Below are 16194 nucleotides of genomic sequence, written 5' to 3' on the forward strand. Positions count from 1 at the left end.
TTATGAAGCTTCGAAGGGTTTTCCCGAATATTTATACGAGAGGGTCGTGCGTCCGAAATCGCACACGCCACCGGCGCCCGGCTTTCGTCGTGTACGAACCTCGCCGCGATAATCGAGGTGCGCAAGGCAGCAGGAGATTTCATACGCCCGTCGGTCGCCCCGATCACCGTTGGTGAGCTCGCGCCGTCATGGCTGCTGCGAAAGCAACGCCTCACCGCACGGCGCTGCTGGGGTCAGCAGAACCGCCACGCTCATCTACCGCGACAAATAGAGGCTCGTTGCCGACCGGACCGGTAATCGTCCTAACCGGCCCCAGCGCCGCGGAGATGCCCGCCTTGCCCCAGTCCACGCGGGCCCATGATTGTGCCGGCCACCGGACGTGGATCCGGGTCCAGGAAGGGGCGAAGCATGTCCAGCTGCCACGGTCGCACCCGGAACGGCTCACCGGCGCCCTTGCCCTTCAACACGGTCAGGAAGCGCTCACACCTGCCCCGAATCGGTCAGCACCTACAAGATCGCAGTCGAACCCTAGGGGCCTAGGTTTGTCGTCCCTTATTCGGTCAGTCGACTGCATATTCAGACGAAATGGCTACTGTGGCGCAACGATGCCATGGTCGTAGGAATAGACAATCGCCGCCGCCCTGTCCCGCAATTCGAGCTTTAAGAAGATGTGGCCGATGTGACTCTTGACTGTTACTTCGGAAATGTGGAGTTCGGTCGCAATTTCGGCGTTGGAGTAGCCTCTTCCGATCAGCCGCAGCACGTCCAGTTCGCGGGTGGTGAGGTCGACGGATGTAAGTGCGCGCGGCATGTCGGGCGCGCGGCGATATGTGTTGAGCACTCGCGCCGTTACCGCCGGGTCAAGGTAGCTATCACCTCTGGCGACTGCCCGCACCGCACGGATCAACTCCTCGGCAGACGAATCTTTCAGCACGAAGCCGGCCACGCCGGCTCGCAGCGCCCCGGACAGCAGCTTGTCTTCGTTGAAAGTGGTCAGGGCGAGAACCGTTGGCGCCTCGTGACGGGCGAGTCTTCGGGTCGCTTCAATCCCGTCGACGCGCTTCATCCGAAGGTCCATCACTACGACGTCAGGACGATGCTGCGCGACAGCGACTTCGACTTCGTCACCATCGGAACACTCGGCGACGATGTTGAACCCATCCTTCCGCCTTAAGATGCGCCGGAGGCCTGAGCGGACCAGATCTTGGTCATCGCCTCGTCGTCGATGCGGTAGACCAACATCAAGATGCCGTTGACTTTCTCAATGAGCACGGCGATCTTTGAATTCGGCGACCGCTTCTCTCACCAATGCGGCACGGGACTGCGGTGACGGTGTTGAGGTGAGCCCTTCGGAGTGGTCCAGTTGTTATGCGACTCTGTCGCCCGGCTTGCGGGCAAGGAAGAATCGACAACGACATGGCAACGAACAAGCGCCGGCGGCACACCCCGGACCAGATCATCCGCAAGCTCGCCGAGGGCAACAAGCTCCTCGGTGCCGGCCAGGAACTGGCTGAGGTGTGCCGGCATCTGGAGATCACCGAGTCGACGTGGCACCGCTGGATTGCCCAGTACGGCGGCATGAAAGCCAACGAGGCCAAACGGCTCAAGGAACTCGAAGCCGAGAACGCCCGGCTCAAGAAGCTGGTCGCCAACCAGGCCCTCGACATCGACATGCTCAAGGAGATTTCGGCGGGAAACTTCTAACCCCGAACCGCAAGCGCAGCGCGGTCATAGCGCTGCGTGAGCGGTTCGGGGTCTCTGAGCGCCGGGCCTGCACCGTCGTCGGTCTGCACCGTTCCACGATGCGGCTGACACCGGCACCGGTCACCACCGAGGAGGCCGAGCTTCGTGCCTGGCTGCGCCGGTTTTCCACCGACCGCCCGCGGTGGGGGTGGCGCCGGGCCGCCAAGATGGCGCGCCGTGCCGGCTGGAAGGCCAACAACAAGCGCATCCGCCGACTGTGGCGCGAGGAGGGCCTGCGGGTGCCTCAGCGGCGCCGCAAGAAGCGGCTGACCGGCATCGGTGTCGCCGTGGGTGCGATGTCCCCGATCCGCCCGAACGTGATCTGGGCGATGGACTTCCAGTTCGACACCACCGCCGATGGCCGCACGCTGAAGATGCTCAACGTCATCGACGAGTTCACTCGCGAAGCACTCGCGATCGAGGTCGACCGCGCCATCAACGCCGACGGCGTCGTCGACGTGCTGGATCGCCTGGCCCTCACCTACGGGGCGCCACACTATGTGCGCTTCGACAACGGTCCCGAGTTCGTCGCGAACGCCGTGGCCGATTGGTGCCGATTCAACAGTGCCGGTTCACTTTTCATAGATCCGGGCTCGCCATGGCAAAACGCCTGGATCGAATCATTCAACGGCAGGCTCCGTGATGAACTGCTCAACCTGTGGCGCTTCGACTCCCTGCTGGAGGCCCGCGTGATCATCGAGGACTGGCGCCGCGACTACAACGCCAACCGACCCCACTCCGCCCACGGCGAACTCACCCCAGCCGAGTTCGCTCTACAGTGGACCACGACCCATCAACCCCAAGTCGCATAACGACTGGACCACCAAACGGGTCCCCCTCAGTGTGACGCCGATATAGAAACCGATGGTGTTACCGCAGTTCTTGCGCAAGCGTTCCCCGATCACGATGACGTCTCGGGTGTCGCCTTGGACGGTGACGATGCGGTGGCGCGTGCTAAACGGATTGTGCAAGCGGCGGATGTCTTTGAGTGTCGCCGCCACGTGTTCGTAGTCGTCGGGGTGCTTATGTGACAGAACGAGCTCGGTCGTGGGCCGAGCCGTTCGAGCCTGATAACCGTAGATTCGTTCGACTTCTGGCGACCATTGCCACCGCTCGTCGGCGAAATAGAAGCGCCACCACCCACTCGTTGAGGCCTTCCTCCTGCAAATGCCTGTGCAATCGGCCCCGTCCTGATCGAAGGAACCCATAGCATCGCTACACCTCACAAGATCGATCGTTAGCATCAAGGGTGGAGCAGCCCGACCTAGTGATGGACCACCGTGAATCGAGATAAGCGTCGCGCCGCAATCCGCCGGCGAATTGCGGAACTGCAGCGGAACCGCCTTTCGCTCGCCTTGGGTGGGGGCTCCTCCCAAGAAAGCGCGGAGCTGGCCCAGCAGCGTGCCCACGAATCGCTGCGATCGGCTCAAGACGCCCACCATGTGGCGGCCGAACAACACGAACGGGCAGCACGCGCCCACGAGGACGCCGCCAACTTGCACCAACAGGCGGTCATGGACGGAGTGCGCGACAGCAGGCGCCATCAACAGGCAGCTGACGATCATTGGGAAGCGGCCAACGAGGACCATCTCGCAGCCCTTGAGGACGAGAAGCAAGCCGTCGACCCACCCGAGTCGTCATCAGGTGGACTCACGTTGTGAGACTCGCGTGCAGTGTCTCCTCGAGATTCGGCCGTCACGCCGTTAAGTCAGTCACCGTGGACGCTTGTAGCATCCGCCTATTGCTTGCGTCGCTGCAGAGGCGGCGTGCAGGTGTCCATCTTGGTACGAGAAGCTGACGCCGTGAGAGCCGCGAAGGTGAGGGGTAGAAGCGTCCTGTTGCGTAATTCGACGCGCTTTCTCTTGACTGAAGGTTCGCGCTGCCAGCTGTGAAGACCCGCCTCGAGGAGAGCAGCTCGTTGGGACGTAACGTCGTGGAGGCACGATTGGAGGTCCCTCGATGACTAACGCTACCGACAGTAGCGCGGCAGCCACTCGATCGGTTGGATTTCGTCGTTCATCACGCTTCTATTCTCGCCTTGGTGGCTCAGCCCCTATGCACCAGTTGGACTGAGTTGGAGGGCCACTGCGCCGGGCCAAGTGCTTCGATATCGACCCGCTCGGACGCCACCCAGCGTCGGTCAATCGCGTTGACGATGGTGGCGATCCATTCCGGCTCGACCGGGGAGCGGCGAACGGAAATATTGAGGCTGCGGTAGCAGTCTTCGCCGACAATGGCCTGGCATGGCTGGTCGATCGCGTCCCGGAATTCAGATCCGGCCTGAGCGTACAACTCGGCAGGGACGGCTAGACAGGCCTCGTACTGGCCGCCGTTCCAGTTGTCCACGCATACGTCGCTGTAGTACGACACCGCGACGATGGCGGCCGCGTGCGATTCGCCCCTCGCTTGAAGCAGCCGCGCCAACGCCGCGTGGTCTTGTTCTCGCTGGCGCTCGGTGTCGATAGCCTCGTCGTCCCACATATCGGAGTCCCCACGTGACAGACAGACCATCTCCCTACGCTCGGAAGTCGGCAGCCGGTGGCCCGAGGCGGGGTTGCTCGGTATGCGCCCGGCTCGCACCGCGGCATTGAGCGCCGACGATAGGAACCCGTGTTTGTTGGCGATCGTCTTGCCCGAAGCGCCCTTATCCGCCAGCGTCTGCATCCAGCTGGCGACGTCGTCGCGGGAGAGCGCGGCAAGCGGTAGGCCCCCGAGGACCGGCCCGATGTCCTTCTGGGCATACGACCGATAGTCGTAGAGTGTCGACTTGCGTACTCCGGTCAGATGGGTGATGTGGTGCTCAAGCCACTCCCCGACCGTCATCGTCGACAATTCTGGGTCGGTCCCGATCACCTCGAGGGCCTTCGCCGGCCCGAACCGATCGGCCAGTTTCTTGAATTTCGTCGCCGACTTCAGGTCTTCAAAAGACATCGAAGTCTGTCTGCCGTCGAGTCGGTAGAGCACCTGGACGTAGCCGGTGCCGTCCTTGCGCGTCATCTCCCGAAGCGAGGCCACAGAAGCAGAATATCGCTCAATGTTGACGAGATGTTGATGGAAAAGAAAACTGGCCAGAGCTTTAGGGCTCTGACCAGCTTCTATTCGGTGGAGCTGCCGGGAATCGAACCCGGGTCCTACGGCATTCCCTCAAGGCTTCTCCGTGCGCAGTCCGCTATGCCTCTACTCGGATCTCCTGATCACGCGAACAAGTCAGGATGACGATCCCAGTCGCTGTTTGATGTCCCTTCAGGTCCCGCGACCGGACCTGAAGGTGGGTCCCTCTAGCTGACGCCAGGATCCGGGCCGAGGGCGCTCCCGGTCTGACGGACTAGCTTCGCTTAGGCAGCGAGAGCGTAGTCGCGCTGATTGGTATCGGCGCTTAATTGGTTGCAACGACGCTTACGGTGGTCTCTTGCCTGCACCGGCACGCTTCCCTTGATTCGATGCGCGAAGTCGAAACCGTTCAGCCCCTCGCATCCCTGCCGACCTTCAGCAGGAAGATCAATGGTACGCGAGATGCAACGCCGCCCTCCACCCCTTTGTTCCGCGGGTCACGGGCGGGGAACGGCCTCTTCCCACGCGGCGGACAGCACCCGGCCGAGTTCGCTCAGCGGCACCGCGCGTCCGAACAGGTGCCCCTGGGCCATCCGGCATCCCGCGGCGAACACCGTATCGGCCTGCTCGGGATACTCGATCCCCTCGGCGATCACGTCGAGTCCCAGCGCATCGCACAGCCCGATCACCGACCGGTAGAGCGCCACGTCGCGGTCGGGTTCGCCGCCGACGACGAGGCTGCGGTCCAGTTTCACCACGTCGATCGGCAGTGCGTGCAAATAGTTGAGCGAGTTGAAGCCCGCGCCGAAATCGTCCAGCGCGACCTGCACGCCGAACGAGCGCAGCCGCCGGATGGCCGCCGCACCCTTCGCCAGGTCGACGATCGGGACGGTCTCGGTGATCTCGAGTACGAGCCGTTCCGGTTCGATGCCGTGCCGCTCGAGTGTCCGCACCACCTGCTGTTCGAATCCGCGGTTGCCCAGCCGCGCCGCGCCGATGTTGACGTGCAGGGCGACGTCGAGTCCGGCCGCCTCCATCTCGCGACACGCCAGGTCCAGCACCATCGCGTCGAGCGCCCCACCCAGACCGGCGCCTTCCGCTACCGCGACGAAGGTCTCCGGCGAGATCTGCATCCCATTCGGCGCGGTCCATCTCGCCAACGCTTCGACAGCGACCGGCGCAGCGTGCGGAAGGGTGACCACCGGCTGATACGCCAGGGTAAACCCCTTCGGCACCCCGCCGTCCGCCTGCCGTAGCGCACTGGGGAAGTCGACCGAGACACCCGAGGACGGCCGGTAGACCACCGCGGTGTCCTTGCCCAGTCGCTTGCCTGCGTACATCGAGATGTCGGCTTGGCGCAGCAGATCGTCCGATGTCGGGTTCGGTTCGTCGACCGAGGGCCGGACCAGTCCCATACTCGCGCGCACGCGCACCGACGAGCCGTGCACCGCGAACGGATCCCGCAGCGCCACCCGCAGCTTGTCGGCGACGACCTCGGGCGCATCGTGTTCGCCCTCGACCAGGATCGCGAACTCGTCGCCGCCGATGCGGGCCAGAGTGTCCGACGGTCCGACGCACCGGCGCAGCCGCTCGCCCACCGCGCAGAGCAGATCGTCGCCCGCCGCATGGCCGAACTGGTCGTTGACCTCTTTGAAGTCGTCGATGTCGACGAAGATCAGCACGAACTTCCCGTCGTGCATGGCCTCGTCGAGCCGTTTGGCGAACAACACCCGGTTGGGCAGTCCGGTGAGCGGGTCGTGGTGCACCTGGTGTGCGAGCCGGCGTTGCGCCTCGTAGAGCTGGTTGGTCACCAGTCGCTGGGCCCGCATCGCGACCACCTGTCGCGCGGTGACGAGCGCGATCATCACCACCGCCACCGCGATCACCAGCTTGGGCATATCCCGGCCGATCAGCAGGTGGTAGGACAGCAACCCGATGATGCACAGGAACCCGATGTAGGGCAGGAACGCCTGCAACCAGTCCATCGCGTCCTCACCGCGGCCGGTCACTGGCTTCGGTCGTACTTCCAGCACCGCGAACGCGATGATGAGCGGCCCCAGAGTGAAGCCGACACCGGCCCACAGGTCGCCCGACTCCGCACCGACGGTGCGCAGATAGGCGATCAACCGATCCGACGCCGCGATCGTCAGCACCCCGCCCGAGAGGAGCAGGTAGTTCACGCGATCGGGCCGGTCGCGCCGGTACGCCATCGCCATCAGCGCCGCGACCACCACGACGACCACTTCCAGCAGCGAGTAGGCGACCACGACGGGCACGCTCTGGGAACGGGGCAGCGCGGCACCCGTCATCGCGCCGAGACCGGCGATGAACGCCAGGATCGAGAAGGCCGACGCCGCCACCAACCCGTCGAGCACCGCGACGACCCGCGAATGACGCAATCCGCTGTGGCGGCCGCGCAACCCACCGCCGCCGCGGGCGAGAACGACCATCGCGGCCAGGGACAGCACCGGCGGCAGGAAGTAGGCGACGACAGCTACCGGATGAGCCTCGTCACCGCCGCGGCCGGCACCACCGAAGAACCACACCATCTCGGCGACCAGCCAACTGCCCATCGCCGCGATCACGAGCAAGCGCCACCACCGCGCGACCCCGGCTGACTTCCGCGCCACCAGCACCGCGGCGACCAGCGCCGATACGCCCGCCGTCGCCTGCAGCACCACCGCCACCCGCCGCGCGACATCGTCGCCGAAAATTGCCAGCGCGTTCACCCACGCCAGGACCGCGACGACAGCAAATACCATCAGCCGCCACTGCGCACTCTTGACCGACACAGACCCCCCGCAGTTTGCTGGCAACCACCCCATGATGCCACGCCAGCACATCCGATCCCGCCGCGAAGGTTCCGGGACGTCACAAGTTCTTTCGAACCGGGCAAACTGCTATCCTGCGGCGATCATCGCGACCGCACCGAGCGCCAGCGCCATACCCAACCCCTGCCAGCGTGTCACCCGCTCCCGCAGGACCACGATCGCCAAGAGCACCGTCGCCGCCGGATAGAGCGACATCAGCACTCCGGACAGCGACAGCAGCGATGCCTGCAGCGCGAGCAGCATGGCCACGTTCGCGCCCGTGTCGAGCACACCGGCCAGAACCGCCAACTTCAGCGGCACCCCCGTCGGCGCCTTCATCTCTCCGCTGATCGCCGCGATGAGCACCACCAGGGCGGTCGCGGCCACCCGTGCGAACACCAGAGGCCAGAGCCCCGCCGCGGGCGGCGCCTGGTCGATCAACACGAAGTTCAACCCGAACGCGATACCCGAACCGACCGTCAGCCACGCGACCCTCTTGGTGAACCGGTGGGTGCGGACGTCCTCGTCGGTCGCCTCCCGGCTCACCAGGACGACCGCCACCAGGGCCACGGGGATCCCCACCGCGGCGAGCAATCCGGGCCGCTCCCCCAGCGCCAGTCCGACCGCGACCGGCAGACCGGCCACCAGCACCGCGGTCAGCGGCGACACCACTGAGATCGGACCGGAGCCCAGCGCGGCGTAGAACCACCACACGCCGAAGCCCTGGGACACCCCGCACAGGGCACCCCACATGAGCGCGCCCTGCGAGATCTCGCCGCCGACCACCACGGCCAACACCGCGAGCAACACCATCGCGATCGGATAGGAGATCAGCACCACCCGCAGCGCGGCGACCCGTCGCGACGCGATCCCGCCGACGAAGTCGCTGACCCCGTAGCCGGCGGCGGAGGCCAGCGCGAAGAGAATCCCGGTCAGGACATGCCTTTGGCCCGGCGCCCGAGCTCACGGACCACTTCGCGCTCGGCGTCGCGTCGCGCCAGGTCCTGCCGTTTGTCGTGGGCCTGCTTACCGCGGGCCAGCGCCAACTCCACCTTGACCTTGCCGCCGGTGAAGTACAGCGACAGCGGCACCAGGGTCAGGTTGCCGTCGCGGATCTTGCCGATGAGGTTGTCGATTTCGCGCCGATGCAGCAACAGCTTGCGATTGCGCCGCGGCGCGTGGTTCGTCCAGCTGCCGTGCTGATACTCCGGGATGTGCAGGTTGCGCAGCCAGATCTCACCGTCGTCGACGGTGGCGAAGGCGTCGGCCAGCGACGCCTGTCCGTCGCGCAGGCTCTTGACCTCGGTTCCCATCAGGGCGATGCCGGCCTCGTAGGTGTCGAGGATCGCGTAGTTGTGCCGGGCCCGGCGGTTACTGGCGACGACCTGGTTGTTGCGGTCCTTGGTCGCCCCGGCCTTCCCGGCCTTCTTGGCTGCCACGATCTACCTTCGCACGTACAGGCGCAACGTGACGTATGCGGTGACACCGGCCATCGCGACGCCCACGATCAACAGGATCGGCGAGATGTACAGGATGTCCGCGTAGTCGATCCTGGCGATCAGGTTGGCTTGATAGAACTGGTTGAGCGCGTTTTCGAGGAACGCCGCCCGGACCACCACCAATCCGGCGATCGCAATGACGACACCGATCAGGGCCGCGAGCATCGCCTCCAGTAGGAACGGCAGCTGGGTGTACCAGCGGCTCGCGCCGACCAATCGCATGATGCCGACCTCCGTGCGGCGCGTGTAGGCGGCCACCTGCACCATGTTGGCGATCAGCAACACCGCACCGATCGCCTGGACCAGCGCCACGGCGAACGCGGCGTTGCTCAACCCGTCGAGCACCGCGAACAACCGGTCGACCAGGTCCTTCTGGTTCTGCACCCCCTGGACGCCGGGTTGTCCGACCATCGCCTTGTCGAATTCCTGGTGTTGCTCGGGATCGACGAGCTTCACCACGAACGACGCGGGGAACGCATCCTTGCCCGCAACGTCCTTGTACTGCGGGAACTTTCGGATCGCGTCGTCGTAGGCGTCGTCGCGGTTGAGGAACACGACGGACTGGACGTCGGTCCGCTCCTCCAGTTGGGTCCGCAGACTCTGGCACGGGTCCTCGTCGCAGGTCGGATCGTTCGCCGAGACCTCCGGGGTCAGGAAGACCTGGCTCTCCACCCGGTCGAGGTAGATGTCCTTCGAGTTGTCGGCCAACCGCACGACCAGCAGACCGCCACCGAACAGGCCGATGGAGATTGCGGTCGTCAGGATCATCGCAATCGTCATCGTGACGTTGCGACGAAGTCCGGTCAGAACCTCATTGATCAGAAACCCAAAGCGCACTTAGCGATCCATTCCGTAGACACCGCGCTGCTCGTCGCGGACCAGGCGGCCCAACTCGAGTTCGAGCACGCGTTGGCGCATCGAGTCGACGATGTGATGGTCGTGGGTCGCCATCAACACGGTCGTTCCCGTGCGGTTGATGCGCTCCAACAGATCCATGATGTCCTTACTCGTCTCCGGGTCGAGGTTCCCGGTCGGCTCGTCGGCCAGCAGCACCAGAGGCCGGTTCACGAACGCCCTGGCGATGGCCACCCGCTGCTGCTCGCCGCCGGACAACTCGGCGGGCAGGCGGTTGGCCTTCCCCGACAGCCCGACCATCTCGAGCACCTCGGGCACCACCCGGTTGATCACCTCCGCTCGCTTCCCGATGACCTCCAGCGCGAATGCGACGTTCTCGAACACCGTCTTCTGCTGCAGCAGCCGGAAATCCTGGAAGACGCAGCCCATCACCTGACGCAGGCTCGGGATCTGCCGTCCGGGCAGCTTGTTGACGTGGAACTTCGACACCCGGATGTCCCCGGAGGTCGGGGTGTCCTCCGCCAGCAGCAGGCGCATGAACGTCGATTTGCCCGACCCGGACGGCCCGATGAGGAACACGAACTCACCCTTGTCGATCTGGAGTGACACGTTGTCCAGCGCGGGTCGCGCCGAGGACTTGTACTGCTTGGTCACGTGGTCGAGGGTGATCATCACGGCTCGCCAGTGTAGCGGGGTGCCGACCGGTGCCCGGTTACGGCAGCGGGGGCGGCAGGCCGGGCGAGGGCAGCGGCCCGGCCCCTGGCGCCGGTGTCTCGGTGATGGTCCGTGGCGGCAGCAAACCGGGACCGTCCGGGTCGATCACGGTGGTCGACGGGGGCGTCGTGGTCGGTGACGTCGGCGTGGTCGTCGTCGGGGTCTCGGTCGGGCTGGTGGTCGTCGGGGTGGTGGTGGTCGTGGACGTCCGCGGGGGTCGCCAGGTGGTTGTCACAGGCGCCTCCACCTGGGTGCGGGGCACCCAGGTGTAGTCGGGATCGGGCACGAACCCGGGTGGCACGACCTGCTGGGCGGGGTTCTGCGCCGGCCGGACCGGCGGCTCGTAGACCTGGTACAGCCAGAACAGCGCGATGAACGCCACGATGAGACCCAGCGTGGAGGTCCGCACCCGGCCGCCCGGCATGTAGCGGGGCCACACACGTTTGTCGTTCTGCATGAAGCGCAGTAGCCGTCGGAGGATCACTGCCTCGACTCCGTGCGACTCTGCGGTGGGGCCTCACCGTGGCCCGCGATCGTGTCGACCTTGGGGGTGTGGTCCTTGGTCGCGATGCCGGCCCTGGTGAGGGCGGCGATGATCCGGATCCGGAGCCGGCGGCCGACCTCGAACTGCTTGCCCGGCAAGGTGCGCGCGACCATCCGCAGGTTGACGGTGTCGACCTCGATGCTCTCGACGCCCATCAACTGCGGAGTGTCGAGGAGCAGTGCGCTCAGCTTGACGTCATCCATCGCGTCTTCACCGACCCGATGGAGCAGTTCGTTGACGTCGTTGAGATCCGCTGTCGTGGGCACCGGGATGTCGACGACCGCGCGCGCCCAGTCCTTGGACATGTTCAACGAGCGGACGATGTTGCCGTTCGGGACCGTGAACACCTCGCCTTCGCTGGTGCGCAGTTTGGTCACCCGCAGCGTGACCTCTTCGACGGTGCCCTCGGCGGCGTCGGTGGCGCCGATCATGTTCAGCTGCACGAGGTCACCGAAGCCGTACTGGCGTTCGGTGATGATGAAGAATCCGGCCAGCAGATCCTGGACCAGCTTCTGCGCACCGAAGCCGAGCGCCGCGCCGAGGACGGCGGCGGGGGCGACCAGCGAACCGACGGGGATGTTGAGCACCGCGGTGATCTGCATACCGACGACGACGAACAGGACTGCGATCGACACCCAGGAGATCACCGAGGCCACCGCCTGCCGGTGTTTGGCGCTCTCGGACCGCACCAGCTGATCGCTCTCCTGGTACTCCGCGTCGATCCGCCGCGTCACGCGCCGTGCGACCCAGTTGATGAAGCGGGCGCCGAGCAGCGCGCCGATGACCAGGAGCGCGATCTGCAGGCCCCGGGTCATCACCCAGACGCCGATGTCACCGTGCCAGAAGTCGTGCCACCCTTCGGCGAAACCGATTGCCAGCGTCGTGCTAGTCGTCATCGCGCCGGTTCCGCCAGCGGATCCCCGCTTCGAGGAAGCCGTCGATGTCGCCGTCGAGCACCGCGCTCGGATTGCCGACCTCGTACTCGGTGCGCAGGTCCTTGACCATCTGATAGGGGTGCAGCACGTAGGACCGCATCTGGTTGCCCCACGAACTCCCGCCGTCGCCCTTGAGCGCGTCGAGCTCGGCACGTTCCTCTTGCTTCTTGCGCGCCAGCAACTTCGCCTGCAACACCCGCATCGCCGCGACCTTGTTCTGCAGCTGGGATTTCTCGTTCTGGCAGGTGACCACGATCCCTGTCGGGATGTGGGTCAGCCGGACCGCCGAGTCGGTGGTGTTCACCGACTGCCCGCCCGGCCCGCTGGAGCGGTACACATCGACGCGCAGGTCGGTTTCGGGGACATCGATGTGGTCGGTGGTCTCGACCACCGGAAGCACCTCGACGTCGGCGAACGACGTTTGACGCCGGCTCTGGTTGTCGAACGGGCTGATGCGCACCAAACGGTGGGTGCCCTGCTCCACCGACAGGGTGCCGTAGGCGTACGGGGCGTGCACCGCGAAGGTGGCGCTCTTGATGCCGGCCTCTTCGGCGTAGGAGGTGTCGAACACCTCGACCGGGTAGTCGTGCTGCTCGGCCCAGCGGATGTACATCCGCATCAGCATCTCGGCCCAGTCGGCGGCGTCCACACCGCCTGCGCCGGACCGGATGGTGACGACGGCCTCGCGCTCGTCATATTCGCCGGAGAGCAGGGTGCGGACTTCCATCGCCTCGATGTCCACGCGCAACTTGGCCAGTTCGGCGTCCGCCTCGGCACCGGCGTTCTCGGCGTCCTGCCCCTCTTCCTCCGCGGCCATCTCGTAGAGCACCGGGAGGTCTTCGACGCGCTGCCGCAGTTCCTCGACGCGCCGCAGCTCATTCTGGGCGTGCGAGAGCTCGCTGGTGACCTTCTGGGCGCGGCTCTGGTCGTCCCAGAGATTCGGATCGGAGGCCTCTTGTTCGAGCTTCTGGATGCGGTCCCGCAAACCGTCGACGTCGAGCACCCGCTCCACCGTCGTGAGGGTGGCGGCGAGGGCGGCGATATCGGCTTGACGGTCAGGATCCACGGAGACTCAGGGTACCGGCAGCGGTACGGCCGGTCGCGGGCCCGCCCGCCGCGGCACCGGCGAGTTCGTCGCGACTTGCCCTCGGCGCGAAGCCGTCGCGTTTAGAGTCGGACGGGTAACCAGTCCGGCCGCGTCGCGACAGCCCCTTGCGCGTGGTCGGGCAGCGACAGAAGGCACCCTCACATGCCCCAGAAGCGCCCGTATCACGTGGCGATCGTCGGTTCCGGCCCGTCCGGCTACTTCGCCGCATCCTCCCTGCTGAAATTCGCCGACAGCGACGACGCCGACCGCGATGTCCGCGTCGACATGCTCGAGATGCTGCCGACCCCCTGGGGTCTCGTGCGCTCGGGCGTCGCGCCCGACCATCCGAAGATCAAGTCCATCAGCGCGCAGTTCGACAAGACGTCGGGCGACCCGCGCTTCCGGTTCTTCGGCAACATCGCCGTCGGTGAGCATGTGCACCCCGAGGAGTTGGCCGAGCGCTACGACGCGGTGGTGTACGCGGTCGGCGCGCAGTCCGACCGCGCACTGAACATTCCCGGCGAGGACCTTCCGGGCAGCGTTGCGGCCGTCGACTTCGTCGGCTGGTACAACGCCCATCCGCACTTCGAGCAGATGGGGCCCGACCTGTCGACCGGCCGCGCGATCGTGGTGGGCAACGGCAACGTCGCACTCGACGTCGCCCGGATCCTCGTCACCGATCCCGAGGCGCTGTCCCGCACCGACATCGCCGACCACGCACTCGAATCGCTGCACCGGCGTGGCGTCGAGGAGGTCGTCGTCATCGGCAGGCGCGGACCCCGGCAGGCCACGTTCACCACGCTCGAACTCCGCGAACTCGGCGACCTCGAGGGGCTCGGCGACGTCGACGTCATCGTCGACCCCGCCGATCTCGCCGACATCACCGATGACGAACTCGAGGCGGCAGGCAAAACCGTCAAACAGAACGTCAAGGTCCTACGCGGCTACGCCGAACGTCCACCGCGCGGCGCCACGCGGCGGATCGTGTTCCGGTTCCGCACGTCGCCCATCGAGATCAAGGGCCGCGAGCACGTCGAGTCGATCGTGTTGGGACGCAACGAACTCGTCGACGACAACGGGCGGGTGGTCGCCAAGGACACCGGCGAACGGGAGGAACTGCCGGCGCAGTTGGTGGTCCGCGCGGTGGGCTACCGCGGGGTGCCTACTCCGGGTCTGCCGTTCGACGAACGCAGCGGGACGATTCCGCACACCGACGGCCGCATCGACGGCCGGCGCAACGAGTACGTGGTCGGCTGGATCAAGCGCGGACCGTCCGGGGTGATCGGCAGCAACAAGAAGGACTCGCAGGCGACGGTCGACACGGTCGTCGGCGACCTGCGTGGCGCCTCGCTGGCCGACTTCGGTGACGACCACTCCGACCGGCTGGTGGAGTGGCTGGTGTCCCGTCAACCCAAGCTGGTCACCGACGACCACTGGAAGTTGATCGACGAGCACGAACGGTCGGCCGGGCAGACGGCCGGACGGCCGCGGGTGAAGCTGACGAGCGTGGCCGAACTCCTCCGCATCGGGCACGGCTGAGCCGAGTCACTCGCCCGGCGGAGGTGTCACGCGGTCGGCTTCGACCGTGACGATGACGCGGATCTCCGGCCTGCCGGTGAAGTTGGGGTAGGGCGTGCCCAGGTACTTGTGCGAGATCTCGTCGATGCTCTCGGCGCCGCCCTCGGTGGTCAGGTCGACGGCGCGACCGCGGAGGGCCGACCTCGAGGTGCGGATCGGCATCGAACTGGCTGCCTTCCGCCACGCCGCCTAGTTCGGGGGCGGCGGCAGTGGTCCGTCGGTCGGCTCCGGCGGTGCGAAGTTCCAGTTGTCCGGGTTCTTCGGCGAGTACACGACGGGGAACAACGCGCCCATCGTCGGCCAGTTGTTCACGTCGACGGCCATGCGTTGATAAACGACGTGCTCGTCGACCGTCGGGCCGTTGATGACCCCGGAGATCGTGACGAACTGCTCCCCCGTCACGTCATCCGGACGGGGGCTGACGCCGGTCACCAGCAGAGTCCCCTGAGCGAGTTCGCCTCGCGGACCCCGGCTCCGCATGATCCACGGCGCGGCCAGCACGGCGATCGCCCCGATCAACAACAGGAGCACAGCGAATTCCCACACACGGCCATGGTAGGACTTGCAGACATGAGCACCGGTTCCTCCAGCGTGGCCGACGATCTGGCGTTGGCGTTGCGGCTCGCCGACCATGCCGACGCCGTCACCGTCGACCGGTTCCGCGCACTGGACCTCCACGTCGAGACCAAACCCGATCTCACGCCCGTGACCGACGCCGACCGTTCCGTGGAGAACGATCTGCGGCGCGCACTCGCCGGGGAGCGCGGCGACGACCCGGTCCTCGGTGAAGAGTTCGGTGGCACAGCTGTTTTCAGCGGCCGGCAGTGGGTGATCGACCCGATCGACGGGACGAAGAACTTCGTGCGGGGCGTCCCGATCTGGGCGACGCTGATCTCGCTGCTGCACGACGGGGTGCCGGTGGTCGGCGTGGTCAGCGCGCCCGCCCTGCACCGTCGCTGGTGGGCGGCCGACGGGCTGGGCGCCTTCGTCACGGTCTCCGGCGAGTCGCCGCGGCGGCTGTCGGTGTCGAAGGTGGCCGAACTGGATTCGGCCAGCCTGTCGTTCTCCAGCCTGTCCGGGTGGGCCAAGCGCGGTCTGCGAGACCGGTTCATCGACCTCACGGACGCCGTCTGGCGCGTCCGAGGGTTCGGCGACTTCTTCTCCTACTGCCTGTTGGCCGAGGGGGCGGTGGACATCGCGGCCGAACCCGAGGTGTCGCTGTGGGATCTGGCCGCGATCGACATTCTCGTGCGCGAGGCCGGTGGGACGTTCACGAATCTCGACGGCGCGGCGGGTCCGCACGGAGGCAGCGTGGTCGCCTCCAACGGCCTGCTCCACGACGCGGCGCTGGGCCACCTCTCGCGTTGAGGGGACTTTC

At 66.1% G+C, this 16194-nt stretch carries 16 protein-coding genes and 1 other RNA gene; 3 read left to right on the plus strand and 14 right to left on the minus strand.

Going from position 1 to position 16194, the window contains the following annotated elements; translation table 11 throughout:
* Positions 1 to 589: 589 nt before the first annotated feature.
* Positions 590 to 1201 (minus strand): response regulator, encoded by a 612-nt coding sequence (locus tag G6N49_RS15255; protein ID WP_041309529.1) that lies wholly within the window; start codon positions 1199 to 1201, stop codon positions 590 to 592.
* A gap of 215 nt (positions 1202 to 1416) precedes the next feature.
* Here G6N49_RS15255 and G6N49_RS15265 point away from each other — a divergent pair.
* A protein-coding gene (locus G6N49_RS15265) for an IS3 family transposase (RefSeq protein WP_085975375.1) occupies positions 1417 to 2555 on the plus strand; the annotation gives its coding sequence in 2 pieces (ribosomal slippage) (positions 1417 to 1687 and positions 1687 to 2555; 1140 coding nt in all).
* Here G6N49_RS15265 and G6N49_RS29860 read toward each other — a convergent pair.
* From G6N49_RS29860 to prfB, 11 genes are all read right to left on the minus strand, one after another.
* Positions 2517 to 3359 carry a PAS domain-containing protein gene (locus tag G6N49_RS29860; RefSeq protein ID WP_407665040.1) on the minus strand — a complete coding sequence of 281 codons (843 nt, stop codon included), beginning with the start codon at positions 3357 to 3359 and terminating at the stop codon, positions 2517 to 2519. The genes G6N49_RS15265 and G6N49_RS29860 overlap by 39 nt on opposite strands.
* Before the next feature lie 430 nt (positions 3360 to 3789).
* Complete coding sequence (locus G6N49_RS15280) at positions 3790 to 4740, minus strand: tyrosine-type recombinase/integrase (RefSeq protein WP_011559023.1); 951 nt, start codon at positions 4738 to 4740, stop codon at positions 3790 to 3792.
* A 103-nt stretch (positions 4741 to 4843) separates the two neighbouring features.
* Positions 4844 to 5211, minus strand: a transfer-messenger RNA (tmRNA) gene (gene ssrA / locus G6N49_RS15285).
* A gap of 80 nt (positions 5212 to 5291) precedes the next feature.
* Complete coding sequence (locus G6N49_RS15290) at positions 5292 to 7637, minus strand: putative bifunctional diguanylate cyclase/phosphodiesterase (RefSeq protein ID WP_011559022.1); 2346 nt, start codon at positions 7635 to 7637, stop codon at positions 5292 to 5294.
* 57 nt (positions 7638 to 7694) lie between these two features.
* Positions 7695 to 8540 carry a DMT family transporter gene (locus tag G6N49_RS15295; protein ID WP_083044625.1) on the minus strand — a complete coding sequence of 282 codons (846 nt, stop codon included), beginning with the start codon at positions 8538 to 8540 and terminating at the stop codon, positions 7695 to 7697.
* Positions 8537 to 9043: an SsrA-binding protein SmpB gene (gene smpB / locus G6N49_RS15300; protein ID WP_011559020.1), complete on the minus strand. Its 507-nt coding sequence runs from the start codon at positions 9041 to 9043 to the stop codon at positions 8537 to 8539. The genes G6N49_RS15295 and smpB overlap by 4 nt, the downstream gene beginning before the upstream one ends.
* A 3-nt stretch (positions 9044 to 9046) precedes the next feature.
* The gene (gene ftsX / locus G6N49_RS15305) at positions 9047 to 9940 is read right to left on the minus strand and encodes a permease-like cell division protein FtsX (protein WP_011559019.1); all 894 of its coding nucleotides are present in this window, start codon (positions 9938 to 9940) and stop codon (positions 9047 to 9049) included.
* Positions 9941 to 10630, minus strand: coding sequence for a cell division ATP-binding protein FtsE (gene ftsE, locus G6N49_RS15310; RefSeq protein ID WP_011559018.1), 690 nt, complete (start codon positions 10628 to 10630; stop codon positions 9941 to 9943).
* A gap of 40 nt (positions 10631 to 10670) precedes the next feature.
* Positions 10671 to 11156, minus strand: coding sequence for an Rv3103c family proline-rich protein (locus G6N49_RS15315; RefSeq protein WP_011559017.1), 486 nt, complete (start codon positions 11154 to 11156; stop codon positions 10671 to 10673).
* Positions 11153 to 12112 carry a mechanosensitive ion channel family protein gene (locus tag G6N49_RS15320; RefSeq protein WP_011559016.1) on the minus strand — a complete coding sequence of 320 codons (960 nt, stop codon included), beginning with the start codon at positions 12110 to 12112 and terminating at the stop codon, positions 11153 to 11155. Before G6N49_RS15320 ends, G6N49_RS15315 begins: the two co-directional genes overlap by 4 nt.
* On the minus strand, positions 12102 to 13217 hold the full coding sequence (gene prfB, locus G6N49_RS15325; RefSeq protein ID WP_011559015.1) for a peptide chain release factor 2: 1116 nt from the start codon (positions 13215 to 13217) through the stop codon (positions 12102 to 12104). Before prfB ends, G6N49_RS15320 begins: the two co-directional genes overlap by 11 nt.
* A gap of 183 nt (positions 13218 to 13400) precedes the next feature.
* On the opposite strand from prfB, the gene G6N49_RS15330 reads away from it, so the two are divergent.
* Positions 13401 to 14777, plus strand: a complete 1377-nt coding sequence (locus G6N49_RS15330; protein ID WP_083044626.1) for an FAD-dependent oxidoreductase — start codon at positions 13401 to 13403, stop codon at positions 14775 to 14777.
* Between the two features lie 6 nt (positions 14778 to 14783).
* Here G6N49_RS15330 and G6N49_RS15335 read toward each other — a convergent pair whose 3' ends face one another.
* Positions 14784 to 14978 (minus strand): hypothetical protein, encoded by a 195-nt coding sequence (locus G6N49_RS15335; RefSeq protein WP_011855184.1) that lies wholly within the window; start codon positions 14976 to 14978, stop codon positions 14784 to 14786.
* 27 nt (positions 14979 to 15005) lie between these two features.
* Positions 15006 to 15362, minus strand: coding sequence for a hypothetical protein (locus tag G6N49_RS15340; RefSeq protein ID WP_041925007.1), 357 nt, complete (start codon positions 15360 to 15362; stop codon positions 15006 to 15008).
* Between the two features lie 24 nt (positions 15363 to 15386).
* On the opposite strand from G6N49_RS15340, the gene hisN reads away from it, so the two are divergent.
* Positions 15387 to 16184 (plus strand): histidinol-phosphatase, encoded by a 798-nt coding sequence (hisN, locus tag G6N49_RS15345; RefSeq protein ID WP_083044627.1) that lies wholly within the window; start codon positions 15387 to 15389, stop codon positions 16182 to 16184.
* The last annotated feature ends 10 nt before the right edge of the window (positions 16185 to 16194 follow it).

The organism is Mycolicibacterium monacense (assembly GCF_010731575.1).
In the GTDB taxonomy this organism is placed as follows: domain Bacteria; phylum Actinomycetota; class Actinomycetes; order Mycobacteriales; family Mycobacteriaceae; genus Mycobacterium; species Mycobacterium monacense.